This is a genomic window from Pseudomonas putida, from assembly GCF_005080685.1.
Lineage (GTDB): Bacteria > Pseudomonadota > Gammaproteobacteria > Pseudomonadales > Pseudomonadaceae > Aquipseudomonas > Aquipseudomonas putida_V.
This window is the reverse complement of the sequence record NZ_CP039371.1, coordinates 2231119-2257429: the sequence shown is the minus strand read 5'-3', so window position 1 is coordinate 2257429 and position 26311 is coordinate 2231119. Positions and strand designations below refer to the sequence as shown.

The window sequence follows — 26311 nt, the reverse complement described above, 5'->3', positions numbered from 1 at the left end:
GACAAGACCCTGCCCTCCCCGACACGCGCTAATAGGCCGTCGCAGCCAACCGCGACGGCCCCGCCACATCGGGGTGCCCACGAACAACAACGAGGGATGTGCAATGGTCAAACCGCAAACGCTGTCCACCCTGGCCCTGGCGATGTTGCTCGCCAGCCAGGCCGTACCGGCCTATGAGCTCTATGCCGACGATGACAGCCACCTGAACGCCGACATGCTCGCCGTCTGGGGCATGTTCAACAGCCGCAAGAACTACGATGGCACCAGCGGCGGCTCGACCTGGCGCGAGGGTTTCATCAAGTACGGCCTGAGCGGCGATCAAGGCCTGGCCGGCAACGGCACGCTGTATGGTGCGCTGAACTGGGTGAGCTCGGCGACCTGGGGCGATGGCGACGCGGGCGGCTTCACCGACGGCTCCGAACGCACGACCAAGATCGAGGATGCCTACCTGGGCTGGCGCTCGGGGGACCTGTTCCCGGTGCTGGGCAAGGACGGCGTCGACGTCTCTGGCGGTCGCCAGGTCGTGCGCCTGGGCAGTGGCTTCCTGATCAACGACGACGGCCCGAACCTGGGCAATGGCGTGGCCGACGGTGCGCTGGACCGGGGCGGCGCATACTATCTGGCTGCTCGCCACGCCTTCGACCGCACCGCGGTGCTACGCCTCAGCGGCCAGGAGGGGCTGCATGGCAGCCTGTTGTGGCTCAAGTCCGACAACCGCGCCCAGGCCGAAACCGAACTGGCCGCCGGCACCCTGGACTACACCCACGCCCTGGGTACCTTGGGCCTGACCTGGATCCACGGCATCGACGTCACCGACCAGTGGGCCAGCGAATTCCAGAAGGCTCGCGAGGGCATGGACGTCTACAGCGTGCGCGGCGAAGGCAGTGCCGGCATCGAGAATGCCAGCTTCGCCTTCGAATACGCCTGGCAGGACAAGCACGATGGGCCGGAGCAGGCCTGGTACCTGCAGGCTGGCTACACCTTTGCCGACCTGCCGTGGGCACCGCAGGTAACCTACCGCTATACCCGGTATTCCGCGGGTTGGGATTCGCTGTTCAGCGGGCTTTCCAGTGGCTACGGCACCTGGTTCCAAGGTGAGGTGGCGGCTAACTATGCCGGGCCGTTCAACAGCAATACCGGCATCCATCATGTCGGCGTGAAGGCCACACCGCTGGATAACCTCACTGTTGGCGCCCTGTATTTCGACTTCGACACCGTGCGCACCCGCGATGCGCTGAACCTCGACGCACGGGAGCTGGATTTCTATGTGGAGTGGGCGGTCAACGAGCACCTGATCATCAGCCCGTTGGTGGGGTTGTATCAGCCGCGCAAGGACGAGAGCAATGGCGGGAATCAGGTGGGAGGCAACGGCACCAATGTGTACAGCCAGGTGACGGTGGCTGTGCCGTTTTGATGAGGGTTTGCGCTTGAGCCTTGTGGTGGCGCTCGATTTGTGCGGCGCTGCACCGCTCCAGAGCACGCTTCGCGATGCGCCGCGCCGGCGGCGCTCGATTTCATGACCGCCAAAAATGTCATGGCGAGCACCAGCAGCCCCCAGAAAACCATCCCCCATGTCACGCAGCGACAACCCCTCTGGCAGCCTCGCACAAGCTTACCTACCGGTCGTTAGCGACACTGCACATCAGCTTCCCCCACCCGTTAGACCCGCTCTTGCCGGCGAAGCACAACAACACCCGATCACGGCGGTGCCTGGCGCACCGCCCGCGCAGTGAGATCCGCCATGACCTTCGACACCCGCATCGACTTCATCTACCTCTCCGAACAAGACATGATCCGCGCCGGGGTCACCGACATGCCCGCCTGCGTCGACGCCATGGAAGAAATGTTCGGCCTGCTGTACCAGGGCGACTACCGCATGGCCGGCCCGAACAGCGACTCGCACGGCGCCATGATCACCTTCCCGGAAGACTCGCCGTTCCCGCACATGCCCAAGCCCACCGCGGACCGCCGCATGATGGCCATGCCCGCCTACCTCGGCGGCAGCTTCCGCACTGCAGGCGCCAAATGGTACGGCTCGAACATCGCCAACCGCGAAAAAGGCCTGCCGCGCTCGATCCTGATGTTCACCCTCAACGACGCCGACACCGGCGCGCCGCTGGCGCACATGTCGGCCAACCTGCTCTCGGCCTACCGCACTGGCGCGATCCCAGGCGTCGGCGCGCGTCACCTGGCTCGCAAGGACGCCAAGGTCATCGGCCTGGCCGGCCCCGGCGTGATGGGCAAGACCACCGTGGCCGCGTTCATGGCCGTGTGCCCCCTGGTCGACACCATCAAGATCAAAGGCCGTGGCCAAAAGAACCTCGATGAGTTCGTCAGCTGGGTGAAGCAGAGCTATCCGCAGATCGCCACCATCGAAGTGGTGCAAACCCTGGAAGAAGTGGTGCGCGGCTCGGACCTGGTCACCTACTGCAGCTCCGGTGAAGTCGGCGCCCCCTCCAAGTACCCGCTGGTGCGCCGTGAATGGGTGAAACCGGGCGCGTTCCTGGCCATGCCCGCCCCGTGCAGCATCGACGCGGGCATGGAACAGCACGACGTGCGCAAGGTGGTGGACAACACCGGCCTGTACGAAGCCTGGTTCGATGAACTGCCCAAGCCTGCCCACAACCACGTGCCGCTGGTAGGGGTGCGCTTCATGGACATGATCGCCGAAGGCACGCTCGACGCGGCGCAGATCGAGGACATCGGCAAGATCATCAGCGGCGATGCGCCGGGTCGCCTCAACGACGAGGAAATCATCCTCATGTCGGTCGGTGGCATGCCGGTGGAAGACGTCGCCTGGGGCACCGTGGTCTACCGCAACGCCCTCGAACGCGGCATCGGCGTGAAGCTCAACCTCTGGGAAACCCCAGTTCTCTGCTAATCCCGCACACGTATTCACGAGGAACGCACATGACCCAGATCACCAAACTCAAGACCGGTTCCAAGTTCGAAGACATGGCCAGCTACTCCCGCCTGGTGGCGGTGGACAACTGGATCTACGTCTCCAACACCGCCGGGCGCAACCCGCAGACCCAGCAGATCGCCGACGACGTCATCGAGCAACTGCAGCAGGTGTTCGCCAACATCGAGACCGCGCTTGCCGCGGTCGACTCCACCCTGGCCGATGTCATCTGCTCGCGGGTGTTCATCCAGGAGCCGGCCGACGTGCCGCGCGTGATGGAAGCGATCGGCGCGAAATTCCGCGGCATCGACCCGGCCACCACGGTCACCTGCCCGCCGCTCGGCTCGACCCTCTACAAGGTCGAGCTGGAGGTCACCGCCTACCGTGGCGCCTCGCGCGCCGAGGTATCGCTGGTCCGCCTCGGCCAGTGACCGCCCGCGCCGTCACCGTGCAACCGCCTGTTCCATTTGCCACCTGAGTGAAGCCATGTCTCCTGTGATCGACCCTGTACAGACCGCTACCCGCCACCCGGACGCCACCACCGTGGTGATCATCGGCGGCGGCATCATCGGCCTCACCGCCGCACTGACGCTCGCCGAGCGCAACATCCCGGTGGTGGTGCTGGAAAAGGGTCGCATCGCCGGCGAGCAGTCGTCGCGCAACCTCGGCTGGGTACGCAAGACCAACCGCCATGCCCCCGACATCCCGCTGGCACTGGCCGCCGACCGGCTGTGGGCAGACATGCCGCAGCGAGTAGGCTGCGACGTGGGTTACCGGCAGGCCGGGATCATGTTCGTCGGTCGCAACGAGGCGCAGATGAGCCAGCACGAAGGCTGGCTGAAAAGCGTCGAACACCTGGACCTGGACTCGCGCCTGCTGAGCAACCGCGAGATCGCCCAGCTGGTACCTGGTGGGCGTGGCGACTGGGCGGGCGGCCTGTACACGCCTTCGGACGCACGCGCCGAACCGACTCTGGCCTCGAGCGCGATTGCCCGCGCCGCCATGGCCAAGGGCGCGGTGATCGTCGAGCACTGTGCGGTGCGCACGCTGGTGACGGCCGCGGCCGGGTAAGCGGCGTGGTCACCGAGCAAGGCGAGATCCGCTGTGACCAGGTGCTGCTGGCTGGCGGGCTGTGGTCGCGCAAGTTCCTCGGCAACCTCAAGATCGACCTGCCTACCTTGCCGCTGACCTGTTCGGTGCTGCGGACCGAACCGATGGAGGGGCCGACCGACATCGCCGTCGGCGCGCCGGATTTTTCTTTCCGCAAGCACAAGGATGGCGGTTTCATCATCACCCAGCGCGGCAAGCTCGATGCCTTCCTGACCTTGGACCACGTGCTGCTGGGCACCCGCTTCCTGCCGCAACTGCGTGCCCAGCGCGATTTCCTGAAGATCAGCCTGGGCAGGTATTTCTTCAAGGACCTGGCCCTGGCGCGCCGCTGGAATGCCTCGCAGGTGTCGCCGTTCGAGCGGGTCAGGGTTCAGGACCCCGCCGCCAACGCGAGCTTGAACGAAGATGCCCTGCGCAACCTGCGGGCTGCCTGGCCGGTGTTCGAGCAGGCGCGCATCGCCTCGGCATGGGCTGGCACCCTCGACGTGACGCCGGACTCCAACCCTATCATCGGCCCGGTGGCGAGCGTGCCGGGGCTGACCTTGGCCACCGGGTTCTCCGGGCATGGCTTCGGCACCTCACCGGCGGCGGGGCAATTGGCGGCGGACCTGGTGTCGCAGCAGGCGCCGTTGATCGACCCTAGTCCTTATCGGTTCGAGCGGTTTGCTTGAGGGGCTCGGCGGGAGAGATTTTCCGCCCATGAGATCGAGCACCGCGCGGGCTGCGCTCGATCTCATGGGCGGAAAAAATGCCATGACGACCACTCTCTGCTCCACCTCCTCACCTGTAACCCTCCGCCCCACACCCACCCGCTCTCATCGATACCGCTGATGATTACTATCAAAGCGCTCGTCTGCGCCTTCGCCAACACGCCTCATATAATCCCCCGACATTCTCCCCGCTCCACTCGCCTGCCCACAGGCGCCATCCCCCTTGGAACCCGATACCATGCCAAGCCCCGACCAGGCCCATCGCCTCCCCGATCCACAACAACGCAGCGTCGCACAGCAATGGCTGGCGATTCTCTCGGTCGCCGTCGGTGCCTTCGCCCTGGTGACCAGTGAATTTCTCCCGGTAGGCGTGCTCAACGATGTCGCCGCCGACCTGGGTATCAGTGCCGGCCACGCCGGCCTGATGGTGACCCTGCCCGGCATCATGGCCGCGCTCGCCGCGCCCCTGCTGTCGGTGGGCATCGGTGCGTTGGACCGCCGCTACCTGCTGGTCGGCCTGACGCTGATCATGATCATCGCCAACGCCGTCGTGGCCTATGCCAGCGACTTCAACCTGCTGCTGTTCGGCCGCGTATTGCTGGGCATCAGCATCGGTGGCTTCTGGGCCACGGCCATCGCCCTGAGCGGTCGGCTGGCGCCCAAGGGCGTGGGCGTGGCGCAAGCCACCTCGATCATCATGGTCGGCGTGACCCTGGCCACCGTGCTCGGCGTGCCCGTCGGCACCTGGTTGAGCGGCCTGATGGGCTGGCGCATGACCTTCCTGGTCACTGCCGCGCTGGGCATCCCGGTGCTGTTGGCGCAGGTGTTCCTGCTGCCACGGCTGAACCCGGACAAGGCCATTCGTATCAGCGACCTGCCGGCCTTGTTCATCAATCCGCAAGCGCGGGTCGGCCTGATCGCCGTGCTGCTGATCGGCCTGGCGCACTTTGCCGCGTACACCTATGTCGCGCCGTTCTTCAAGGAACGCGCAGGCTTCGATGGCCCGACCATCGGCTCGCTGCTGTTGCTGTATGGCGTGGCGGGGGTGCTGGGTAACGTGTTCGCAGGCTTTGCTGCCAACCGCAGCGTGCGCCATACCCTGCTGCTGGTCGCGCTGATGATCGCCACCAGCACCGCGCTGTTCCCCTACTTCGCCACCGGCATGACCGGCGCAGCGATGCTGATCGCGCTCTGGGGCTTCGCCTTCGGCGCCTTCCCGGCCTGCGCCAGCATCTGGATGTTCGTCGTCGCGCCCAAGGACGTGGAACGCGGCATGCCGCTGTTCGTGGCGATGTTCCAGGTGATCATCGCGCTGGGGTCGTTCTTCGGTGGGCGGATCGTCGACCAACTGGGCAGCTCGGTGTTGCTGAGCCTGGCCACGGCACTGGTCGGTTGCGGGATCGTCACGGTGCTGGTGCTGGGGCGTAACGTCAGCAACAGCCTGGCGGCCCAGCCCGGCTGACGCGCGGGTTTGCCCGATGACGAACGTTCCGACTAAGCTGGCCACAGGGCTCAAGGAGGAACGATTGGATGTCGCATATACCGCTCGCAATGGCACTGCTGCTTGCCGCCGCTTCTGTCGAGGCTGCCCCGCTGCACGTACCCAGCCCGGCCGAACTGAAGACCCAGCTCGAAAAACTCAAGCCCGGCCAGTTTCTCTGGTACCCACAGGTCTCCCCTGTGGGGCCGGTGACCGTGGTGGTCAGCCTCACCGAGCAGCGTGCCTACGTCTATCGCAATGGCATCGCCATCGGCGTCAGTACCGTGAGCAGCGGCAAGCCAGGCCGGGAAACCCCAACCGGGGTGTTCAGCATCCTGCAGAAAAAAGTCGAGCATAAATCCAGCCTCTACAACAGCGCACCGATGCCCTACATGGAGCGGCTGACGTGGGACGGCATCGCCCTGCACGCCGGCCATCTGCCGGGCTACCCCGCCTCCCATGGTTGCGTGCGCCTGCCGCTGGAGTTCGCCAAGAAGCTGTACGAGGTCACCGGTTTCAGCTCGACCACCGTCATCGTTTCCGATACCCATAGCGCACCGGTGGAGGTCACCCACCCCGGGGTGCTGGCGCCCACCGTCAGCGACGGCAAGGCCCAAGGCCCGCTGGTGTTGAGCAATCAGCAGTTCTGGAACGATCCGGACCCAACGTCGGGACCGCTGTCGATCCTGATCAGCCGCGCCGATCTGCGCGCCTACGTGTATCGCGGCGGTCAGTTGGTCGGTTCGGCGCCGGCGCTGTCGCTGGAAAACAGCCGCCGACGCAGCGGCATGGCGGTGTACTCCCTGCTGCAGAAGCCCTCCGCCTTGCCCGTCGAAGCTGCGCTACCGTTACGCTGGTCGGCGGTCGCGGTGAGCAACCCGGAGTACGGGGACACGCCGTATGAGCAACTGGGGGAGCTGAACATGAACCCGGAATTTCGCAGTCATCTACGTGAAGCGATGGACGTCGGCACCATGCTGGTGATCACCGATTGGGCGTCCACACGGGATACCCGCAGCAACGGAAAATTCACGGTGATAGCCACCGATGACAGTGAAGAACCTAAACCATTGGTCAAAAAGTGATCGGCAACTTCATAAAAATCAAGCAAAGTAGCGGCCTTTCGCCTGCAATCTGCTGACCTTCAGCACAGCCCACAGGCGGTTTTTAAATGGGGTAATTCATGTCGTTGTTCGAACCCTTGTGGGGGGCCATGCGGCTCTCAGCGGCCAGTATCGGCCTGTTTTTTCTCGGTGCCTGGCATACCGCCCACGCACAAACCTTGCCTAGCGCCGCCGATCTTCAGCAATTGGCGCCCAATGCCAGCCTTTCGGCCCTGACGCTAGCGCTCACTGCCTACGAGTGCGCCAGCCAAAGCGACGGGGACAAGCTGCTGACGGTAATCGACTACTCCAAGGCCTCGCGGGACAAACGCCTGTGGGTGTTCGACTTGCAAGCCCGGAAACTGTTGTTCGAAGAGTGGGTGGCCCACGGCAAGAACAGCGGCGCCGATGTGCCGACCGCGTTCTCCAACACCCCGAACAGCTACCAATCCTCCATCGGCCTGTACGAAACCGGCCAAACCTACAGCGGCAAGCACGGCCGCTCGCTGCGCCTGCAAGGGTTGGAACCGGGCTTCAACGACAACAGCATGTCCCGGGCAATCGTCATGCATGCCGCCGCGTATGCCGATCCCAAGGTCGTGCCTGGTCTCGGTCGCCTGGGTCGCAGCCAAGGCTGCCCTGCCGTTCGACCGGCCATTGCCGGCAAGCTGATCGATACGCTGCGACGCGGCAGCTACGTGTTCGCCTACTACCCGCAGCAGGACTGGCTGAAAAAGTCCCAGTTCCTCAATGCCCAGAGCTGCCCGGCGGCGAATCAGACGGTCGCCAGCAAATAGCGGGCGTCAGAGCCTGAAGCGTTGCCCGATGATCTGCCCCAGCAGTTGCAGCAGATCATCCGGGCCGCCCCGGCTGGACTTGATGAAAACGATCTCGTGCTGCGCAATCGCTGGCAACCCTTCCAGGATGACCATCCGCTCGCTCACCCTCGCGCGGTCCATCAAGGTGATCGCCATGCCAGTTTCAACGCACGCCCTCACAGCCTGGCTTGAAGGGCTTTCCAGTACCAGGCGCCAGCGGCGGCCACTGGCCTGCAGCGCGCCAAGCATGACCTCCCGGTATGGGCACGCCGCTGCGTAGACCGCCAGAGGCAGTGGATCGTCATGTATCGCCGGCCCGTTCGCCGCACCACTCCAGACGGGCGTAGTGCGTGCCAGCACTTGCTGCCCATCGGCTGGCTGGTCACAGGGAACGACCGCGACGGCAACGTGCAAGCGGCCCCGGCGAACCTGCTCGCGCAGGGTCAGGCTCGGCCCCGTCTTCACCTCCAGCACCACGTTCGGCCGTTGCTCGGCGAACGCGGGCAAGATGTCGCGGATGACATGATCGGCGTACTCGTCTGGCACGCCCAGGCGAATCCGCCCCGCCACTGCGCCGCCCTGCAACTCGGCCAACACCCGGTCGTGGGCACGCAGCAGTTCGCGGGTAGACGCCAACACGCGCGTGCCCAGGGCGGTGAGCATTACCGACTGGTTGTCACGCTCGAACAGCCGCCCACCGACCAAGCCTTCCAGGCGCTGGATGTGCGTACTGATGGCCGCCGGGCTCTTGTGCAGTTGCTCGGCTGCCGCCTTGAACCGCCCGCTACGGGCCACGGCGTGGAACGTGAGCAACAGTTCGATATCCAGAATGGCGCTCATGATTCAATAAACATGAATTACTGTTTCTGGTAATTTTGATTTAACAGATTAGTCGATCCTCCTAACCTGTGCGCATGTACTTGCATTGGACGCCATCATGAGCCTGTCTTCGGTACGCAGCGTCACAACTTGGTCCATACCTCTGGTGCTGCTTGAGCTTGGGCTGGTGTTCGCCTGGAGTTCGGGCTTCGTAGGCGCACGCTTTGCTCTCGACCAGGCGCCACCGATGCTGGTGGTGTTCTGGCGTTCGCTGGTGGTCCTCGCGGTGCTGGCGCCATTCGCCTGGCAACCCCTGCTGCGCGCCCCGCCCCGCACTTTGTGGCACACCGCGGGCAGCGGTCTGCTGGCCATGGCGGGTTATCTTGCGGGCGTCGTGCAAGGCATCGCGCTCGGGGTTCCGGCCGGCCTCGCCGCGTTGCTCGCGGACCTGCTGCCTTTAGGGGTCGCGGTGCTTTCCACCTGTTTGCCCGGGCGCAGACTCGCGCGCGGCACCTGGGCCGGCCTTGCGCTTGGCCTCGGCGGAGTGCTGCTGGTCACCGCCGATGTGCTGAGCCTTGGGTGGGCGCCTTGGTGGGCGTACGGGCTGCCGCTGCTCGGCATGCTGTCGCTGGCCATCGCCACGTTATGGCAGAAACAGTCGCGGGCGGCTGCCAGCCTTGGGCTGCTGCCCACCCTCTGGATGCATTGTTTTGCCTCCAGCTTGGTGTTCGCTGCCCTGGCGGCGATGGAAGGTGGCTTGAGCCCGATGCCCACCAGCGGTTTCGCCATCAGCGTGCTGTGGACCGCGCTGCTGTCGAGCCTGGGTGGCTATGGGCTGTACTGGGCGTGCCTGAAACGCTCCTCGGCCACTCGGGTTGCCAGCGTGTTGTACCTGAGCCCTGCGGTGACATTGGGGTGGGCCTGGGCGATGTTTGGTGATCCGCTGTCCTGGCAGATTGCGCTCGGCACGTTGGTTTCATTAGGAGGGGTGTGGCTGGTAATCCGTGCTGAAGCACGTGTTCATGTTTAAGTAAAAGTCGAGAAAGTGTAAACAGAATCGGATTTAAGCTCTTTTCCGTAGGACATTTCCCAAAGATACTGTTGCGGCCTATTTCCCGTTGCGGCCTGGCCGAGATGCGTTTTAGTCTCGGGGTGTCGTTGCACATCAACGACCGGCTTTGACAGGCCGCGACGGTTTAAGCATATGGCTACCTTCAATGGCGGCTGTACGTGGGGCACGCTTGCGTGCGCCGGGACTTGCTTATTCCACCGGTCTGTCAACCCACGTACAGCTGCCACCCTTCTGTTTGACAGCAGCCAGGTGGCGGCATCATGAAGGTAATAAGCAATGTTGAAGATAGTCCCCGACCCACCGAACAATCCCCACTCTCTCGAAGACACGCTGACGCTGGCCTCCAACTATGCGCTGTGCGCAGAAGCCGTTGCGCAGCAGGCAGCCCTGATGCAACCCAGATCGCCAGTTACGTTACTGATCATGACAGTGATGCATGAACTTGGAAGTCTGAGAAAGTTGATCGAATCAGCTTTGGCCCAAGTCCAGATGCGATCTGATCAGCAGCCTCGCCACTAAGCCATATCACGTTACGCCTGGCCTGGCCTGATCGCGAGCAACCTTGCCTTACATCTCCACCACTCCCTTCCCCTGGTTTTGACAGGTGGGCGTGTAGGAGCCGGCTTGCCGGCGATAAGGCCAGCCCAGGCACCCAAAACTTCAGGGAGATAAAACCATGCCCACGGACGATACCAGCCGCAACTTCACAGTTGGCAAAACCAAGTTCTACCAAGGTGAAAACCAGACCCAGCCCTTGTTCTGCATCGAGCCCGGCATTCCTTGCCACTACGCTCGGGAACAAGCCTCCGAATTGATGGGCTGCGCCCGCGACATGAGCATCGCCGGCGTAATGGACGACAAACCTCAATGCGTGTGGGCTGCGCACTACCTCAGCGCCCTGGCCAAGGCCCTGTTGGATGATGCCGAGTTGGGCATGAAGCGGCGAGATGTGTACTGACTGAGTCGGCCTCTTCGCGGGACAAGCCCGCTCCCACAAGTACAGCGTCGAGCCCAACAGCTGCACGGATGCTGTGGGAGCGGGCTTGTCCCGCGAACACGGGCGCAGCCCGTGCCATCCCCCACCAAACCCGAGGACAAACCACCATGCCACCCTGCAAACCATCCCGAATCCCGCCCCCCGAAGACCCAATACCGCTGCCAACCTTTCGCCCCTGCCAATCCATCTTCACCGTGACGCCCACCACCACCCTCTCCTACGCCCAGGCAGAGGCACAGAAATTGATGGAATGTGCCCGTTACCTGAACCAGACCGGTGTACTGATGGGGGATCGGCGCATGACCGAGGCGTCCTACCACATCAGCGCCATGGTCAAGACGCTGTTGGATGAAATCGAGCAGGGGATGCTGCCTTCGAGGTTGCGGGGCCAATACTACGCCTGACTTCCAGGCAGCTAAAGCGCCTCCCCATCATCCTCGATATCCTGCTCCGCCTCCGCTGCATCCGTGGCATCGGCATCGTTCAACGGAGGTGAAGTAGGTTTGAGCGGGTCGTTGACGAATGGCACCTTGCTTGGACCTTGTTCTTCGAGACCTTCTGTTTCCGGCTGCATGACATTTCCTCCTGTGATGTAGCTTGGAGGTGCTGCAGCGAGTAGCCGTTCAGTTCAGTTGCGGGCCGCTATCCACCTCGCTGATCGCAGCGATCAGCGCCTGGCCATGTGCCGACAAACTGCGACCCGCCCGATAGACCACGCCGAAACAGGTTCCGCCGATGGCCAGCCCCTCGGGCGCGTCACTGAACTCCAGCCGCGCGACCTCGCCCCGGCGTAGCAGGTGCTCGACCACATCCTCCGGCGCGATGCCGATCAGATCCGAGGTCATGACCATCTGCACCAAGACATCGTTGTGCCGGCTCTCGACATTGACCGGTAACGCTCGCCGCCCAGCTCGTTCTGCCAGCAGGACGCGCAACTCCGCCGGCAGCGCGGTGCATCCCAGTGGGTAGTCCGCCAGGGCTGTGAACGTCACCGCATCGGCGAGCAATGGATGCCCGCTACGGCAAAACACCTGAAAGCGCCGCGGCCGCAGGGCTTGTGACACATAGCCCTTGCTGGTCTCGATATGCCGCAGATCAGCCACCAGGAACTCGATCTCGCCATTATCCAGGTGCTGCTTCAACTCGTCCGGAGGCGCCACCTTGAGGTCGACCAGGGTGTCGCTGTGGCGAGTGAGAAAGCGCCCCAGCGCAACCGGCACCAGCCGCGATGCCGGTAGCGGGCCGCAGCCGAACGCGAGGGTTGGCGCTGCCATCTGGTCCAGGCCGACGATGTCCTCGCGCAGGCTGGATACCCCTTCAATGATGGCCCTGGCCCGCTGGTGCATCGCCTTGCCCCGCGGCGTGAGGCGGATACCACGCCCACCTGCCGCGCGCTCGACCAGCGAACAGCCGAGCTGATGCTCCAGCCCCTGGATGCTGCGGCTGAACGCCGACTGGGTAATGAACGACGCCTCGGCGGCGCGGGTGAAACTGCCGTGCTCGGCCAACGCTACGAAGTGGCGCAGTTGATGTAGATCCACAGCCAGTCCCGCAGTCAATGAAAGGGATGCAGACGATGCATATCAACGGGTTCGAAACCTGCAGGCTTCATGAACCTCCTGCCCCAAGGCTACATTAATAACTTTTAGATATTTATATTTTATTTTTATAACAATATCACCAACATCACCCAGACGCCGCGCGCATGGCGCACATGCACTTTTCGGCTTTTACAGCCCGCGCCGCGCATTGCTAAAAACTGCAGCGACACCCCGCAACGGGTGCTGCCTTGCACTGACCCGATCACGGGAAGGCCAGAACAGCCGGAGCACCGGCGTGTTGCAACTGCCAACCCACACCAGGATCGGATCGATGAAGTCTGTAACCAACGCCCTCGGCCTCGGGGCCGTACTTGGCCTGCTGTACCTGCCCGCCGCCCAGGCGGCTGAGCCGGAGACCACCGGCGATAGCGCCAGCCAAGCGGCTCCGGCGCTGAAGAAGATCACCGTGACCGCCACACGTCGCGAAGAGTCGCTGCAAAAAGTGCCCGTGGCAGTGACCGTGGTCGACGGTGAACAACTCGAACGCGAGGGGCGCGCGAATATCTCGACAATCGTTCAGGAAATCCCCACGCTGAACTACCGCAGCAGTTCCTCGAACAAGGACAGCTCGCTGTTCGTGCGCGGCATCGGTACCATTTCCACCTCGCCCGGCGTCGAGCCCAGCGTCGCCACGGTGGTCGACGGCGTAGTCTTCGCCCGCCCCGGGCAATCGACGCTGGACCTGCTCGACGTCGATCGCATCGAAGTGCTGCGCGGCCCCCAGGGCACACTGTTTGGCAAGAACGCTTCGGCCGGCGTGCTGAACATCGTCACCCGGGATATCGACGACACGACCCACGGCTTCGCCGAGTATTCGTACTATGGCGGCAACGAGAACCGCCTGCGCTTCGGCATCGGCGGACGTCTCAGTGAAACGCTGAAGGGCTCGCTCACCACCTCGTGGGGCGATTACGCCGGCAACGTCGAAAACGTCGCCAACGGTCACGATGTCAATGGCTACGACCGCAAAGGTGTACGCGGCAAGTTGCAATTCGACCCCAGCGACACACTCAAGCTGACGCTGATCGGCGACTATAGCGACGGCGAGGACGACACCACCTCGACCTTGGTCATCCCCAGTGCTGCAGTAGCCGCAGCCCTCGGGCCGGTCAACCCAAGCAAGCACAACCGCAAGCTCGACAGCGACTACCGCACCTACGTCGAGGACCGCAACCGCGGCCTATCGCTGCAGGCAGATTGGACCGTGGCCGACTATACCCTGACCTCGATCAGTGCCTGGCGCGGCTGGAATAACGCCCAGTACCAGGACAACGACAGCCTCTCGGCCCTGCCGGTAACCGCCGTACACGACAAGGGCCTGGTCGACTTCGACCAGTACAGCCAGGAGTTTCGCCTGGCCTCGCCCAAGGGTCAGTTCGCCGAATACGTGCTCGGCACCTACCTGTTCCATGGCAAGTCGAAAGAGACCTACCGTCGCCTGAGTGTCAACGACTCGGTGCCAACCACTGGCCGAGCCGACTACAGTGCCACCAACGACAGCTACGCGGTGTTCGGCGAAAGCACCTTCAATCTGCGCAGCGACCTGCGCGTCATTTTCGGCCTGCGCTGGACCCTCGACCAGATCGAATATGACCACCGCCGTATCTCCTCCTCCACCACTGCAGTCAACTCGATCCGCCCTGGCTTTGCCAGCAGCGGCTCGCATCAGGACTCGGGCGTTTCCGGCCGTCTGGGCCTGCAGTACGACATCAACGACAGCCTCACCTCCTACGCTACCTACTCGCGGGGCTACAAGGGGCCGGCCTACAACGTCTACTTCAACATGCAGGCCATCGACGTCGAGCCACTCGATCCGGAAACCTCCGACACCTATGAAATTGGCCTGAAGAGCACGGCCTGGGACAATCGCCTGACCGCCAACCTGGCGCTGTTCCACTCCAAGTACGACAACTACCAGGCCAACGCCTACGACGTGGTGGGAACTTCAGTGGTAACGCGCCTGATCAACGCCGGCAGCGTGATCAGCCAAGGTGCCGAACTGGACTGGGCGCTGCAGGCCACCCGCCAGCTGAAGCTGTCCGGTGCGCTGGCCTACACTCGAGCCCGCATCGACACGTTCGCCTGCCCACCCGGCGCCGTGGCCAACTGCAACATCGATGGCAAGCCGCTGCCGTTCACCCCGGACTGGAAGAGCTACGTGCGCGCCGACTACAGCATCCCTCTGGACAATGGCTGGGATGTCGAGCTGGGCACCGACTACACCTGGCAAAGCGAAGTGCAGTACAGCCTCGACCAGAACCCGACCACCAAGCAGGGTGCCTACGGCATCTGGAACGCCAGCGTGGCGCTGGCCGATTACAACGAAGGCTGGCGCGTCGCGCTGCTGGCCAAGAACCTCACCGACAAGTCCTATTCGCCGTCGCTCTCGGCCGGTGCCAGCACCAGCCGCATCGTTCCCCGCGACGATGGCCGCTACTTCGGCGTGCAACTGCGCAAGGATTTTTGACCCGACGGCGCCCGCCATCGGGCGCCCTTTTTTGCCTGGAGCTTCCCATGAGCCTGCAAGTCCAACCCGTGCACCCCCTCCTCGGAGCCCGCATCAGCGGCGTCGACCTGGCCTGCGTGGACGACGCCACCCTCGCGCAGATCGAGGCGGCGATCGTCGAACACAAGGTGGTGTTTCTCGAAGACCAGCACTGGAGCGCCGCACAGCAGAAGCACTTCGCCGAGCGGCTGGGCGAGCTGCATGTACACCCGGTGTTCGAAGCCGACCCTGGGGTGCGTGAACTGGTGGTGTTCGCCTACGACGACAAGCGCAAGGGCGCCAACGACACCTGGCATGCCGACGTGACCTTCGCCGAGCGCCCGTTGAAATACGGCATCCTGTTCGCCGAGGAAATCCCGCCGCTTGGCGGCGACACCCTGTGGGTCGATACCGAGGCTGCCTGGCAAGCGCTATCCACCCCGCTCAAGCAAACCCTCGAACAGCTCAGCGCGGTGCATACCTTCCATAATTCCTTCAGCCCCGACGATGATGCCGGCATCGAGCGTCTGGAGCGCTCGCGCAGCCTGATGCCCCGGCCCACCCGCCACCCGGTGGTGCGCACTCACCCGGTGTCCGGGCGCAAGTCGATCTACATCAACCGCGCCTTCACCTCGCATATCTGCGATGTCTCGCGAGTCGAGTCCGAGCACCTGCTGGCGTTGCTGTTGCAGCACCTGCAAATCCCCGAGTTCCAGATGCGCTGGGCCTGGAAGACCAACACCGTGGCGATCTGGGATAACCGCAGCACCCAGCACCTGGCCGTGGCCGACTACTTTCCCAACCGCCGCCGCGTACGCCGCGCCGCCGTACTCGAAGAGGCAAGGCCGGTATGAGATCGCTCTTTCGCAAACTCCTGCTGGCCCTGCCCCCGGCCCTCCTCGCCGTGTCCGTGCAGGCCGCCGACGTCACCTTGCGCATCGCCGCCCCGACCTCAGCGCCGGCCCCAAACCCAGCGCCGGGCCGCTGGTGGATGTGCTGCACAGCCGCCAGGTCCTCGAGCAGGCACTGGCCGACCAAGGCGTGGCGGTGAAGTGGTATTTCTTCAAGGGAGCTGGCCCGCTGATCAACGAGGCCATGTCCAACGGCCAGCTCGACGCCGCCTTCCTCGGCGACCTCGCCTCGATCATCGGCCGCGCCAGCGGCGTGCAGACCCGCCTGGTAATGGCCACCGGTCGTGGCATCAACGGCTACCTGGGGGTGACGCCAAGCTCGGGCATCAACACCGTCGCCGACCTCAAGGGCAAGCGCATCGGCATGTTGCGCGGCACCGCCGACCACCTTGCGTTGATCGACGTACTGGCCAGCGCCGGGTTGAGCGAACGCGACGTGCGCGTCATCAACCTGGACTTCAACGCCGTCAATGCCGCACTCGCGGCCGGCCAGATCGACGCCAGCTGGGCGCCGTCGCGGCTGTTCGCCCTGCGTGACAAGGGCGTCATCCAGATCCCGTTGGGCAGCCCCCAGCTGGGCGGCAAGGGCGCGGGCCAGGGCGGCTTGCTGTTCACCCAGGCATTCATCGATGCCCATCCACAAGCGGTGGTCGATGCCGCTGCAGCGGTCGCCAAGGCGCTGGACTGGTTGTCCCGCGAGGAAAACCGCCAAGCCCAGATCGACCTCAGCGCCGAACAATCGGCCTACCCACCCAAGGTCCTTGCCGACAGCCTGAAGGGCGCCGATCTGCGTTTCATCTATTCGCCACTGCTCGACCCCTATTACCTAGGCACGTTGCGCAAGGACGTCAAACTCGCCCATGACGCACGGCTGATTCGCGCCACCTTCGATGTCGACCAGTGGGCGGCCTCGGACATTCTCAGCCGTGCCCTCAAGCAAGCCAACCTGGGCAGCGCCTGGCAACCCACCGACAGCTACCGCTGGAGCACCGCCCCATGAGCCAACCACTGACACCCTACACCCCGGCCTCCGATCGCTATGCCGGCCGCCACTACCGCCGCGCCGGAGCCAGCGGCCTGACGCTGCCGCCCCTGTCGCTGGGCCTTTGGCACAACTTCGGTGACGACATGCCACTGGCCCGGCAACGCGAGATCCTGCGCACAGCTTTCGATCATGGCATCACCCACTTCGACCTGGCCAACAACTATGGCGCGCCCTACGGCAGTGCGGAACGCAACCTCGGCCAATTGCTGCGCCAGGACTTCGCCCCGCATCGCGACGAGTTGATCATTTCCACCAAGGCCGGCTGGGACATGTGGCCCGGCCCGTACGGCCAGGGCGGCAGCTCGCGCAAGTACCTGCTGGCAAGCCTGGACCAGAGCCTGCAACGGCTCGGTCTGGACTACGTGGATATCTTCTACTCGCACCGCTTCGATCCCGACACGCCGCTGGAAGAAACCGCCGACGCGCTGGCCAGCATCGTGCGCCAGGGCAAGGCGTTGTATGTGGGGATTTCCTCGTACAGCGCGGCGCAGGCTGCGCAGATCGCCGAGCTGCTGAGCGCCCGGCAGGTGCCATTGACCTTGCAGCAACCGGTGTACAACCTGCTGGAGCGGGACATCGAGAGCAACGGCGTGCTGGCCGAGGCTGCCGAGCGTGGTGCAGGTGTGGTGACCTATTCGCCGCTGGCGCAGGGGGTGTTGTCGGGCAAGTATGCCCAAGGAGTGCCAGCGGATTCGCGGATCGGCCGGGGAAGCAAGTACCTGCAGCACAGCGCCTTGAACGAGGCGCTGCAGGTACGCATTGCAGATTTCGAGGCGGTGGCGCGCAAGCGCGGGCAATCGCTTTCGCAACTGGCGTTGGCCTGGGCGCTGCGTGATTCGCGGGTGACCTCGGTGTTGGTTGGGGTCAGCAGTCGCGAGCAGTTGCTGGAGAACCTGAAGGCGCTGGAGCAGCTGGGGTTCACCGAGGAGGAACTGGGGTTGCTGGGGTCTGTTTAGGTTGGACTTCGACCGGTTTCGTCTGTGCCGAACCGCCGCGAAGGGGACGGCACAGGCACCCCACTCAATCCAGCTTCAACCCACCAAAGCGCCGATAAAAACTCTCGTTCACATCCGGCAACGGCCCATCCGCCGTCTCCAGCGCACTGCCCAGATACGCCTCCGCCTTGGCGCACACCAACCGATACAGATTCCGGCACAACTGCCGCGCCGCCCGGCCCTCCCAATCCCCGGGCAATAACTCCTCGGGCAACTGCGGATCGCGCAACAACAACCGCCGGTATTCATGAATCAGCAGGGTACGCGCCAGGAAGCAGTCCTGGGCATCGAGTTCGGCCTGCTCTTTCAAACCCTGCCACAACGGCCGGAACAACTGGATGAACTCGCTGTACTGCTGCCCCAATTCGTCGATACGCCAGCTCTCGCGCACCTGCGCGCGCATGGCCTTGGACGCCAGCACCTCCTGGGTGTGGGTTTCGAAGACGATGCTGTCCTCGCTGGCCTCCAGCTCGCGCAGGGTCGCAGCGAGGTCGGTGCGGTCGGCGCGTGGGCAACCCAGCAGGTTGGGCGCCATCGCGCCGAAGCCCTGCCACTCCAGCTCCTCGCGCACCGCCTTGCGCTTGGCGGCATCGAGCTGCGACAGCAGCACCAAGGTCCAGGCGCCATCCCAAGCCGGCTGACTGGGGCTGTAGACACGCTTGAAGGCCTTTTCGAAACGCCGCCGACCGGTGCCGGTAAGGCTGTAGTAGCTGCGCCGGCCAACCTTGTCGGCAGTCAGCCAGCCTTCCTTGGTCAGGCGGAAGATGGACGTGCGGATCAGCCGTTCGTTGATGCCGATCGGCTCCAGCAGGTTGATCAGGCTGCCCAGCCACACCGTGCCGCCGTGGGGTTCGATGGCATCACCATAGAGGGTGATGATCAGCGAACTGGCGCGGATCGGGGTCTGCTCCTGGAAGCGGGTGATCAGGTTATTCAGCGGGGCGAGGTTGCTCATGGAGGAACTGTGCGCGGAGAAAGCCCCGACTATACCTGTGCGGCGGGTCGCCTGGCCATGGCGCGACGCAAGCAGGTTCATGCGCCCGCCTCGCCCTTGGGCCTAAAGCCCCCGTCTCCCATGCGCGGGCGCTGCGCTTCGGCCTCGGCCAGCGGCGGGCATTCGACCATGCTGGCCATGCAGCGCTCGCTCAGGCGCTGGTACTCGGCGGTGCCGCGCTGCTTCCAGCTCAACTCCTGCTCGCTCAGCGGGCGCTTGACCTGGGCCGGGGAGCCCATCACCAGGCTTTGCTCCGGGCACTCGAAGCCGGCCTTGACGAAGGCCGTCGCGCCCACGATGCAGCGTGGCGCGATATGGGCGCCATCCATCACCACCGCGTTCATGCCAATCAGGGCATCCTCACCCACCCGGCAGCCGTGCAAAACCGCGCCGTGACCGACGTGGCCGTTGCGCTCGATCACCGTGTCGCCGCCTGGGAAACCGTGCATCACGCAGGTGTCCTGCAGGTTCGCGCCCTCCTCCAGGACGATCCGCCCGAAGTCACCCCGCAACGAGGCCAACGGGCCTACGTAACAACGTGGACCGACGATCACATCGCCGATCAGGACGGCGCTCGGGTGCACGTAGGCGCTGGGGTGGACGACCGGGGTCAGGCCATCGAGTCGGTAGCAAGGCATGGTCAATCTCCGGAAATGATTTGTAATTTATGGCGATCTTGTATCGCAACATCACCCGCCGTCAATCCAGCCAAAGCCCTTAATTTCACTGATCCACTCAAATAACCCTGAGCTACCTTTCGGCATTAGAGATACATTTTATCTTGGTCGATATTGATTTTGTGTATCACATAGTGCTTATACTGATCCCACCTGGGCACGCTCGGCGCTGCCCCTGCAGACAAGTCCAAGAAAAGCCGGCCAACCCTTGTGCCGTGCGTGCAGCCAGAGGAACCCGACATGCCTCGTTTCATCGCAGTGCAGGCGCCCGAACACGGCGTTCGCCTGATCACCCTGCAACGGCCGGAAGCGCTCAACGCTCTGTGCACCGAACTGCTGGCCGAACTCGCCGCCGAACTGAGCGCCGCCCAAGACTGCGAACACACCCGCGCCGTGGTCGTCACCGGCAGCCGCAAGGCCTTCGCCGCCGGGGCCGACATCCGTGAGATGGCCGAGCGCGACCTGGTCGGCATCCTCAACGACCCCCGCGTCGCCCATTGGCAGCGCATCGCCGCCTTCGCCAAGCCGCTGATCGCCGCCGTGAACGGCTATGCCCTGGGTGGCGGCTGCGAACTGGTGATGTGCGCCGACATCGTGATCGCGGGCACCGACGCCCGCTTCGGCCAGCCGGAAATCAACCTGGGCATCATCCCAGGTGCCGGCGGCACCCAGCGCCTGCTACGCGCCGTGGGCAAGCCGCTGGCCATGCAGATGGTCCTCAGCGGCGAAGCCATTACCGCCCGGCATGCCCTGCAGGCCGGCCTGGTGAGCGAAACCACCGAGCCCGAATTCACCGTCGAGCGCGCCCTCGAAGTGGCCCGCGCCATTGCCGCCAAGGCGCCGCTGGCCGTACGCCTGGCCAAGGAGGCACTGCTCAAGGCCGGCGACACCGACCTTGCCAGCGGCCTGCGCTTCGAGCGCCACGCCTTCACCCTGCTGGCCGGCACCGCCGACCGCGACGAAGGCATCCGCGCCTTCCAGGAAAAACGCCCGGCGCACTTCAAAGGTTGCTGAGCCCCTCCCATCGACTGACCGAGCGAGCCCGCCATGACTTTCGAGCACATTCTGTTTTCCATCGAGGACGGCGTCGCCCTCCTCTCGCTGAATCGCCCCGAGCAACTCAACAGCTTCAACACGCAGATGCACCTGGAAGTGCGTGAGGCCCTCAAGCAGGTGCGCCAGAGCAACGAAGCCCGCGTGCTGCTGTTGACCGGCGAAGGCCGCGGCTTCTGCGCAGGCCAGGACCTGTCCGACCGCAATGTGGCGCCGGGTGCCGACATGCCTGACCTGGGCGAGTCCATCGACAAGTTCTACAACCCGTTGGTGCGCACCCTGCGCGACCTGCCGCTACCGGTCATCTGCGCCGTCAACGGCGTGGCTGCCGGGGCAGGGCCAACATCCCGCTGGCCTGCGACCTGGTGCTGGCGGCCCGCTCGGCGAGCTTCATCCAGGCGTTCTGCAAGATCGGCCTGGTGCCGGACTCCGGCGGCACCTGGCTGCTGCCACGCCTGGTCGGCATGGCGCGAGCCAAGGCCCTGGCCATGCTCGGCGAGCGCCTGAGCGCCGAGCAGGCCGAACGCTGGGGGCTGATCCATCGGGTGGTCGACGATGCCGCGTTGCGCGACGAGGCACTCGCCCTGGCTCGCCACTTGGCCAGCCAGCCGACCTACGGCCTGGCCCTGATCAAGCGCAGCCTCAACGCAAGCTTCGACAACGGCTTCGATGAGCAACTGGAACTGGAGCGCGACCTGCAGCGCCTGGCCGGGCGCAGCGAGGACTACCGCGAAGGCGTGAGCGCCTTCATGAACAAACGCACACCCGCCTTCAAGGGCCGCTGACCATGAATGCACTCGACAGCAATGCCCAGGTCGCCGTGATCGGCGCTGGCGCCATGGGCGCTGGCATCGCCCAGGTCGCCGCGCAAGCCGGCCACCCGGTGAAGCTCTACGACAACCGCCCCGGCGCCGCGGCGCAGGCCATTGCCGGCATCGATCGCCAACTCGGCCGCCTGGTGGAAAAAGGCAAGCTGCAGGCCGAGGCACGCGAAGCGATCGTCGCCCGCCTGGAGCCGGTGGAAGCCATCGACGCCCTGGCCGATGCCCGCCTGGTCATCGAGGCCATCGTCGAGAACCTGCAGGTCAAGCAAGACCTGCTGCGCCAGCTCGAGAACCTGTGCGCAGCGGACTGCATCCTCGCCAGCAATACCTCGTCGCTGTCGATCACCAGCCTGGCCGCCGGCCTGCAACGGCCGCAGCAGGTGATCGGCATGCACTTCTTCAACCCGGCGCCGCTGATGGCCCTGGTGGAAATCGTCTCGGGCCTGGCCACCGCGCCCGCGTTGGCGCACACGCTGTACGAAACCGCCAAGGCCTGGGGCAAGAAGCCGGTGCACGCCCGCTCCACGCCAGGCTTCATCGTCAACCGCGTGGCCCGGCCGTTCTACGCCGAAAGCCTGCGCCTGCTGCAAGAAGGCGCAGCCGACTGCGCGACCCTCGACGCACTGCTGCGCGACGCCGGTGGCTTTCGCATGGGCGCCTTCGAACTGACCGACCTGATCGGCCACGACGTCAACTATGCGGTCACCTGTTCGGTGTTCGAGGCCTTCTATGGCGACTTTCGCTTCCAGCCGTCGCTGGTGCAGAAGGAGCTGGTCGACGCCGGACGCCTGGGGCGCAAGAGCGGCCAAGGCTTCTATCGCTACAGCGACGACGCCGAACGCCCAGTGGCTGGCGAAATGCATAGCCAGGCGCACGCTGGAGCCTGCGTGATCGAAGGCCACCTGGGTGTCATGCAGCCGCTGGTGCAGCGCCTGAAGGACAGCGGCGTAGCCGTTACCGAGCGCGCCGGTAGTGGCCTGATCCGCGTCGGCGACGCCACCTTGGCGCTGTCCGATGGCCGCCTGGCCAGCCAGCGCGCCGTCGAGGACGGCTTGCGCAACCTGGTGCTGCTCGACCTGGCCCTGGATTACCAGGGCGCCTCGCGCATGGCCATCAGTTGGTCTGCAGACACCACCGCCGACGCTCGCGATCAGGCAGTGGCGTTGTTGCAACAGGCAGGCCTGAAGGTGACGGGCGTCGCCGACTTGCCCGGGCTGGTGGTGCTGCGCACAGTGGCCATGCTCGCCAACGAAGCGGCCGACGCCGTGCTGCAAGGCGTCGGCAGTGCCGCCGACATCGACCTGGCCATGTGCGCCGGGGTCAATTACCCGCGCGGCCCGCTGGCCTGGGCCGAACAGATCGGCATCGGCTACAGCCTGCGCGTGCTGGACAACCTGCAACGCAGCTACGGCGAAAGCCGCTACCGCCCATCCGTTCTGCTGCGCCGCCTGCACGCCGAGGGCGCCGCGACCGTCACCGGGAGTTCGAAGCCATGACCGACCTGCAACGCACCCCCGAGGCGCTGGCCCAGGCCTGCGCCGACGCCCTGTTCACCCGCGACCGCGCCACCCAGGCGCTGGGCATCCGCCTGCTGGAGGCTGGCCCTGGCCATGCGCGCCTGAGCATGCCGGTGCGCGCCGACATGATCCAGGGCCACGGCACCTGCCACGGCGGCTTTCTGTTCGCCCTGGCCGACTCGGCCTTCGCCTTTGCCTGCAACAGCCACGACAAGGCCACGGTCGCCCAAGGCTGCAGCATCGACTACCTGGCCCCGGCACTGCGCGATGACGTGCTTTGCGCCAGCGCCGTCGAGCTCAGCCGCAAAGGCCGTACCGGGCTCTACGACGTACGCATCGAAAACCAGCGTGGCGAACTGATCGCGCTGTTCCGGGGCAAATCCTACCAAGTGCGCGGCACAGTGCTCGCGCAGGAGAACGCAGATGAGTGACCACAAGCCTTTCGACGCCCTGATCATCGATGCCGTGCGCACGCCGATCGGCCGCTACGGCGGCGCCCTGAGCCGCGTACGCCCGGATGACCTCGCCGCCGTGCCGATCAAGGCGCTGGTCGAGCGCCACCCGGAACTGGACTGGCAAGCGATCGACGACGTGATCCTCGGCTGCGCCAACCAGGCCGGCGAAGACAACCGCAACGTTGCGCGCATGGCGAGCCTGCTGGCCGGGCTGCCGACCAGCGTGCCAGGCACCACGCTCAACCGCCTGTGCGGCTCGGGCCTGGACGCCATCGGCATCGCCGCCCGCGCCCTGCGCTGCGGCGAGGCCGGGCTGATGCTGGCCGGCGGCGTCGAGTCGATGTCGCGGGCGCCGTTCGTCATGGGCAAGGCGGAGCAGGCCTTCGGCCGCAGCGCCGAACTGTTCGACACGACCATCGGCTGGCGCTTCGTCAACCCACTGATGCAGGCCGAATACGGCATCGACTCGATGCCGGAAACCGCCGAGAACGTCGCCGAGCAGTTCGCCATCTCGCGCGCCGACCAGGACGCCTTCGCCCTGCGCAGCCAGCACAAGGCCGACGCTGCCCAGGCCAGTGGCCGCTTGGCCCAGGAAATCGTGGCGGTGGAAATTGCGCAGCGCAAAGGCCCGGCCATTCGCGTCGAACACGACGAGCACCCACGCGCCGACACCACCCTCGAACAGCTGGCCAAGCTCGGCACGCCGTTCCGCCAGGGCGGCAGCATCACCGCCGGCAACGCCTCCGGAGTCAACGACGGTGCCTGCGCGCTGTTGCTGGCCAGCAGCGAGGCCGCCCGCCGCCATGGCCTCAAGGCCCGCGGTCGGGTGGTCGGCATGGCGGTGGCCGGGGTCGAACCACGGATCATGGGCATCGGCCCGGTGCCGGCCACGCGCAAGGTGCTGGAACTGACCGGACTGTCGCTGGCGGACATGGACGTCATCGAACTCAACGAAGCCTTCGCCGCCCAGGGCCTGGCGGTGTTGCGCGAGCTCGGCCTGGCCGACGACGACCCTCGGGTCAACCCCAACGGCGGCGCCATAGCCCTGGGTCACCCACTGGGCATGAGCGGTGCGCGCCTGGTCACCACGGCCCTGCATCAACTGGAAGAAACCGCCGGCCGCTATGCCCTGTGCACCATGTGCATCGGCGTTGGCCAAGGCATCGCCATGGTCATCGAACGCCTCTGACCAACGGCCTGTTACTGAACGCGACGCCGCCGGTTATGCTGCGTCCATGACACTCACGATAAGCCGCCTGGGACATCAGACGGCCGACGTACAAGAACAATTCGAGTGAAGCCATGAACATGTACCATGATGCCGATCGTGCCCTGCTGGACCCGATGGAAACCGCCAGTATCGACGCCCTGCGCCAGCACCAGCTGGAGCGTCTGCGCTGGAGCCTGAAACACGCCTACGACAACGTGCCGCTGTACCGCAAGCGCTTCGACGAGTGCGGCGCACATCCCGACGACCTGAAATCCCTCGACGACCTGGCGAAGTTCCCCTTCACCGGCAAGAACGACCTGCGCGACAACTACCCCTACGGCATGTTCGCCGTGCCCCAACAGGAAGTGGTGCGCCTGCATGCCTCCAGCGGCACCACCGGCAAGCCGACCGTGGTCGGCTACACCCAGAACGACATCGACACCTGGGCCAACGTGGTGGCCCGCTCGATCCGCGCCGCGGGTGGGCGCAAGGGTGACAAGGTGCATGTGTCGTACGGCTATGGCCTGTTCACCGGCGGCCTGGGCGCCCACTACGGCGCCGAACGCCTCGGCTGCACGGTGATTCCGATGTCGGGCGGACAGACCGAGAAGCAGGTCCAGCTGATTCGCGACTTCCAGCCCGACATCATCATGGTCACGCCGTCCTATATGCTCAACCTGGCCGACGAGATCGAACGCCAGGGCATCGCCCCGCAAGACCTCAAGCTGCGCCTGGGCATCTTCGGTGCCGAGCCGTGGACCGACGAGCTGCGCCGTTCCATCGAACAGCGCCTGGGCATCGACGCCCTGGACATCTATGGCCTGTCGGAAATCATGGGGCCAGGCGTGGCCATGGAGTGCATCGAAACCAAGGATGGCCCGACCATCTGGGAAGACCACTTCTACCCCGAGATCATCGACCCGGTGACCGGCGCGGTGCTGCCGGACGGGCAACTGGGCGAGCTGGTGTTCACTTCGCTGAGCAAGGAGGCGCTGCCGATGGTGCGCTACCGCACCCGCGACCTGACCCGCCTGCTGCCGGGCACGGCGCGACCGATGCGGCGCATCGGCAAGATCACCGGGCGCAGCGACGACATGCTGATCATCCGCGGGGTGAACGTGTTCCCGACGCAGATCGAAGAGCAGGTGCTTAAAATCAAACAGCTTTCCGAGCTCTATGAGATCCATCTGTATCGCAATGGCAACCTGGACAGCGTCGAGGTGCACGTGGAACTGCGTGGTGAATGCCGAAACCTCGACGAAGCGCAGTGCAAGCTGCTGACCGGTGAATTGACCAAGCAAATCAAGACCTACATCGGCATCAGCACCCAGGTGCGCCTGCAGCCTTGCGGCACGCTGAAGCGTTCCGAGGGCAAGGCGTGCCATGTGTTCGACAAGCGGTTGGCTGGCTGATTCGTCGGCTGCCTGTGTGCCCCGGCCTGGTCCGGGGCTTTTTTTTGCCTGCGAGGTGGCGGGGGCGCTTTGCGCCCCAATCGCGACACAAGGCCGCTCCCACAGGAGATCGCATTTCCTT

General features: G+C 64.9%; 23 protein-coding genes and 3 pseudogenes. 21 read left to right on the top strand and 5 right to left on the bottom strand.

What is annotated here, in order from left to right; translation table 11 throughout:
- Positions 1-142 precede the first annotated feature (142 nt).
- From E6B08_RS10405 to E6B08_RS10375, 7 genes and pseudogenes are all read left to right on the top strand, one after another.
- Entirely contained in the window at positions 143-1414 is a 1272-nt protein-coding gene (locus E6B08_RS10405; protein WP_238349349.1) for an alginate export family protein, read from the top strand.
- Positions 1415-1741: 327 nt separating this feature from the next.
- Entirely contained in the window at positions 1742-2881 is a 1140-nt protein-coding gene (locus tag E6B08_RS10400) for a tyramine oxidase subunit B (RefSeq protein ID WP_136913918.1), read from the top strand.
- Positions 2882-2910: 29 nt separating this feature from the next.
- Positions 2911-3333: a RidA family protein gene (locus E6B08_RS10395; RefSeq protein ID WP_136913917.1), complete on the top strand. Its 423-nt coding sequence runs from the start codon at positions 2911-2913 to the stop codon at positions 3331-3333.
- 55 nt (positions 3334-3388) lie between these two features.
- Positions 3389-4683, top strand: a pseudogene (locus E6B08_RS10390) (NAD(P)/FAD-dependent oxidoreductase).
- A 277-nt stretch (positions 4684-4960) separates the two neighbouring features.
- Positions 4961-6184, top strand: coding sequence for an MFS transporter (locus tag E6B08_RS10385; RefSeq protein WP_136913916.1), 1224 nt, complete (start codon positions 4961-4963; stop codon positions 6182-6184).
- A gap of 68 nt (positions 6185-6252) precedes the next feature.
- On the top strand, positions 6253-7287 hold the full coding sequence (locus tag E6B08_RS10380; RefSeq protein ID WP_136913915.1) for a L,D-transpeptidase: 1035 nt from the start codon (positions 6253-6255) through the stop codon (positions 7285-7287).
- A 98-nt stretch (positions 7288-7385) separates the two neighbouring features.
- On the top strand, positions 7386-8102 hold the full coding sequence (locus E6B08_RS10375; protein WP_136913914.1) for a murein L,D-transpeptidase catalytic domain family protein: 717 nt from the start codon (positions 7386-7388) through the stop codon (positions 8100-8102).
- 6 nt (positions 8103-8108) lie between these two features.
- Here E6B08_RS10375 and E6B08_RS10370 read toward each other — a convergent pair whose 3' ends face one another.
- Positions 8109-8963 carry a LysR substrate-binding domain-containing protein gene (locus E6B08_RS10370; protein ID WP_136913913.1) on the bottom strand — a complete coding sequence of 285 codons (855 nt, stop codon included), beginning with the start codon at positions 8961-8963 and terminating at the stop codon, positions 8109-8111.
- 85 nt (positions 8964-9048) lie between these two features.
- Here E6B08_RS10370 and E6B08_RS10365 point away from each other — a divergent pair, with 85 nt between their 5' ends.
- The 4 genes from E6B08_RS10365 to E6B08_RS10350 all read left to right on the top strand — a co-directional run bounded on the left by E6B08_RS10365 (position 9049) and on the right by E6B08_RS10350 (position 11415).
- The gene (locus E6B08_RS10365; protein WP_416194378.1) at positions 9049-9972 is read left to right on the top strand and encodes a DMT family transporter; all 924 of its coding nucleotides are present in this window, start codon (positions 9049-9051) and stop codon (positions 9970-9972) included.
- A 318-nt stretch (positions 9973-10290) separates the two neighbouring features.
- Positions 10291-10533, top strand: coding sequence for a hypothetical protein (locus tag E6B08_RS10360; protein ID WP_136913911.1), 243 nt, complete (start codon positions 10291-10293; stop codon positions 10531-10533).
- Positions 10534-10690: 157 nt separating this feature from the next.
- Complete coding sequence (locus E6B08_RS10355) at positions 10691-10972, top strand: DUF3077 domain-containing protein (protein ID WP_136913910.1); 282 nt, start codon at positions 10691-10693, stop codon at positions 10970-10972.
- A 146-nt stretch (positions 10973-11118) separates the two neighbouring features.
- A complete protein-coding gene (locus E6B08_RS10350; protein WP_136913909.1) occupies positions 11119-11415 on the top strand; it encodes a DUF3077 domain-containing protein in 297 nt (98 codons plus the stop codon).
- 11 nt (positions 11416-11426) lie between these two features.
- Here E6B08_RS10350 and E6B08_RS30815 read toward each other — a convergent pair whose 3' ends face one another.
- A complete protein-coding gene (locus tag E6B08_RS30815) occupies positions 11427-11585 on the bottom strand; it encodes a hypothetical protein (protein WP_192938639.1) in 159 nt (52 codons plus the stop codon).
- A 49-nt stretch (positions 11586-11634) separates the two neighbouring features.
- A complete protein-coding gene (locus E6B08_RS10345) occupies positions 11635-12552 on the bottom strand; it encodes a LysR family transcriptional regulator (RefSeq protein WP_192938638.1) in 918 nt (305 codons plus the stop codon).
- 331 nt (positions 12553-12883) lie between these two features.
- On the opposite strand from E6B08_RS10345, the gene E6B08_RS10340 reads away from it, so the two are divergent.
- The 4 genes and pseudogenes from E6B08_RS10340 to E6B08_RS10325 all read left to right on the top strand — a co-directional run.
- Positions 12884-15079: a TonB-dependent receptor gene (locus E6B08_RS10340; protein WP_136913907.1), complete on the top strand. Its 2196-nt coding sequence runs from the start codon at positions 12884-12886 to the stop codon at positions 15077-15079.
- Positions 15080-15126: 47 nt separating this feature from the next.
- Complete coding sequence (locus tag E6B08_RS10335) at positions 15127-15951, top strand: TauD/TfdA dioxygenase family protein (protein WP_136913906.1); 825 nt, start codon at positions 15127-15129, stop codon at positions 15949-15951.
- A 133-nt stretch (positions 15952-16084) separates the two neighbouring features.
- Positions 16085-17008 carry an ABC transporter substrate-binding protein gene (locus E6B08_RS10330; protein WP_238349305.1) on the top strand — a complete coding sequence of 308 codons (924 nt, stop codon included), beginning with the start codon at positions 16085-16087 and terminating at the stop codon, positions 17006-17008.
- Positions 17005-17988: pseudogene (locus E6B08_RS10325) on the top strand (aldo/keto reductase); the annotation flags it as partial. The gene E6B08_RS10330 and the pseudogene E6B08_RS10325, both read left to right, overlap by 4 nt.
- Before the next feature lie 85 nt (positions 17989-18073).
- Here the strand turns inward: E6B08_RS10325 and paaX are convergent.
- Entirely contained in the window at positions 18074-19003 is a 930-nt protein-coding gene (gene paaX, locus E6B08_RS10320; protein WP_192938637.1) for a phenylacetic acid degradation operon negative regulatory protein PaaX, read from the bottom strand.
- 77 nt (positions 19004-19080) lie between these two features.
- A complete protein-coding gene (gene paaY / locus E6B08_RS10315; protein ID WP_136913903.1) occupies positions 19081-19680 on the bottom strand; it encodes a phenylacetic acid degradation protein PaaY in 600 nt (199 codons plus the stop codon).
- A 279-nt stretch (positions 19681-19959) separates the two neighbouring features.
- On the opposite strand from paaY, the gene paaF reads away from it, so the two are divergent.
- The 6 genes and pseudogenes from paaF to paaK all read left to right on the top strand — a co-directional run bounded on the left by paaF (position 19960) and on the right by paaK (position 26190).
- Complete coding sequence (gene paaF, locus E6B08_RS10310) at positions 19960-20733, top strand: 2,3-dehydroadipyl-CoA hydratase PaaF (protein ID WP_136913902.1); 774 nt, start codon at positions 19960-19962, stop codon at positions 20731-20733.
- A 33-nt stretch (positions 20734-20766) separates the two neighbouring features.
- Positions 20767-21557: pseudogene (paaG, locus tag E6B08_RS10305) on the top strand (2-(1,2-epoxy-1,2-dihydrophenyl)acetyl-CoA isomerase PaaG).
- A gap of 2 nt (positions 21558-21559) precedes the next feature.
- Positions 21560-23092: a 3-hydroxyacyl-CoA dehydrogenase PaaH gene (gene paaH, locus E6B08_RS10300; RefSeq protein WP_136913901.1), complete on the top strand. Its 1533-nt coding sequence runs from the start codon at positions 21560-21562 to the stop codon at positions 23090-23092.
- Entirely contained in the window at positions 23089-23544 is a 456-nt protein-coding gene (gene paaI, locus E6B08_RS10295; protein ID WP_136913900.1) for a hydroxyphenylacetyl-CoA thioesterase PaaI, read from the top strand. Before paaH ends, paaI begins: the two co-directional genes overlap by 4 nt.
- A complete protein-coding gene (gene pcaF / locus E6B08_RS10290) occupies positions 23537-24757 on the top strand; it encodes a 3-oxoadipyl-CoA thiolase (protein ID WP_136913899.1) in 1221 nt (406 codons plus the stop codon). The genes paaI and pcaF overlap by 8 nt, the downstream gene beginning before the upstream one ends.
- Positions 24758-24870: 113 nt before the next feature.
- A complete protein-coding gene (paaK, locus tag E6B08_RS10285; RefSeq protein ID WP_136913898.1) occupies positions 24871-26190 on the top strand; it encodes a phenylacetate--CoA ligase PaaK in 1320 nt (439 codons plus the stop codon).
- Positions 26191-26311 lie beyond the last annotated feature (121 nt).

Coding starts and splice junctions, on each gene's coding strand:
- paaX (WP_192938637.1), bottom strand. CDS start 19,003: ATGAGCAACCTCGCCCCGCTGAATAACCTGATCACCCGCTTCCAGGAG.
- paaF (WP_136913902.1), top strand. CDS start 19,960: ATGCCTCGTTTCATCGCAGTGCAGGCGCCCGAACACGGCGTTCGCCTG.
- pcaF (WP_136913899.1), top strand. CDS start 23,537: ATGAGTGACCACAAGCCTTTCGACGCCCTGATCATCGATGCCGTGCGC.
- E6B08_RS30815 (WP_192938639.1), bottom strand. CDS start 11,585: ATGCAGCCGGAAACAGAAGGTCTCGAAGAACAAGGTCCAAGCAAGGTG.
- E6B08_RS10340 (WP_136913907.1), top strand. CDS start 12,884: ATGAAGTCTGTAACCAACGCCCTCGGCCTCGGGGCCGTACTTGGCCTG.
- paaK (WP_136913898.1), top strand. CDS start 24,871: ATGAACATGTACCATGATGCCGATCGTGCCCTGCTGGACCCGATGGAA.
- E6B08_RS10405 (WP_238349349.1), top strand. CDS start 143: ATGTTGCTCGCCAGCCAGGCCGTACCGGCCTATGAGCTCTATGCCGAC.
- E6B08_RS10395 (WP_136913917.1), top strand. CDS start 2,911: ATGACCCAGATCACCAAACTCAAGACCGGTTCCAAGTTCGAAGACATG.
- E6B08_RS10370 (WP_136913913.1), bottom strand. CDS start 8,963: ATGAGCGCCATTCTGGATATCGAACTGTTGCTCACGTTCCACGCCGTG.
- paaH (WP_136913901.1), top strand. CDS start 21,560: ATGAATGCACTCGACAGCAATGCCCAGGTCGCCGTGATCGGCGCTGGC.
- paaY (WP_136913903.1), bottom strand. CDS start 19,680: ATGCCTTGCTACCGACTCGATGGCCTGACCCCGGTCGTCCACCCCAGC.
- paaI (WP_136913900.1), top strand. CDS start 23,089: ATGACCGACCTGCAACGCACCCCCGAGGCGCTGGCCCAGGCCTGCGCC.
- E6B08_RS10355 (WP_136913910.1), top strand. CDS start 10,691: ATGCCCACGGACGATACCAGCCGCAACTTCACAGTTGGCAAAACCAAG.
- E6B08_RS10360 (WP_136913911.1), top strand. CDS start 10,291: ATGTTGAAGATAGTCCCCGACCCACCGAACAATCCCCACTCTCTCGAA.
- E6B08_RS10380 (WP_136913915.1), top strand. CDS start 6,253: ATGTCGCATATACCGCTCGCAATGGCACTGCTGCTTGCCGCCGCTTCT.
- E6B08_RS10350 (WP_136913909.1), top strand. CDS start 11,119: ATGCCACCCTGCAAACCATCCCGAATCCCGCCCCCCGAAGACCCAATA.
- E6B08_RS10400 (WP_136913918.1), top strand. CDS start 1,742: ATGACCTTCGACACCCGCATCGACTTCATCTACCTCTCCGAACAAGAC.
- E6B08_RS10375 (WP_136913914.1), top strand. CDS start 7,386: ATGTCGTTGTTCGAACCCTTGTGGGGGGCCATGCGGCTCTCAGCGGCC.
- E6B08_RS10385 (WP_136913916.1), top strand. CDS start 4,961: ATGCCAAGCCCCGACCAGGCCCATCGCCTCCCCGATCCACAACAACGC.
- E6B08_RS10335 (WP_136913906.1), top strand. CDS start 15,127: ATGAGCCTGCAAGTCCAACCCGTGCACCCCCTCCTCGGAGCCCGCATC.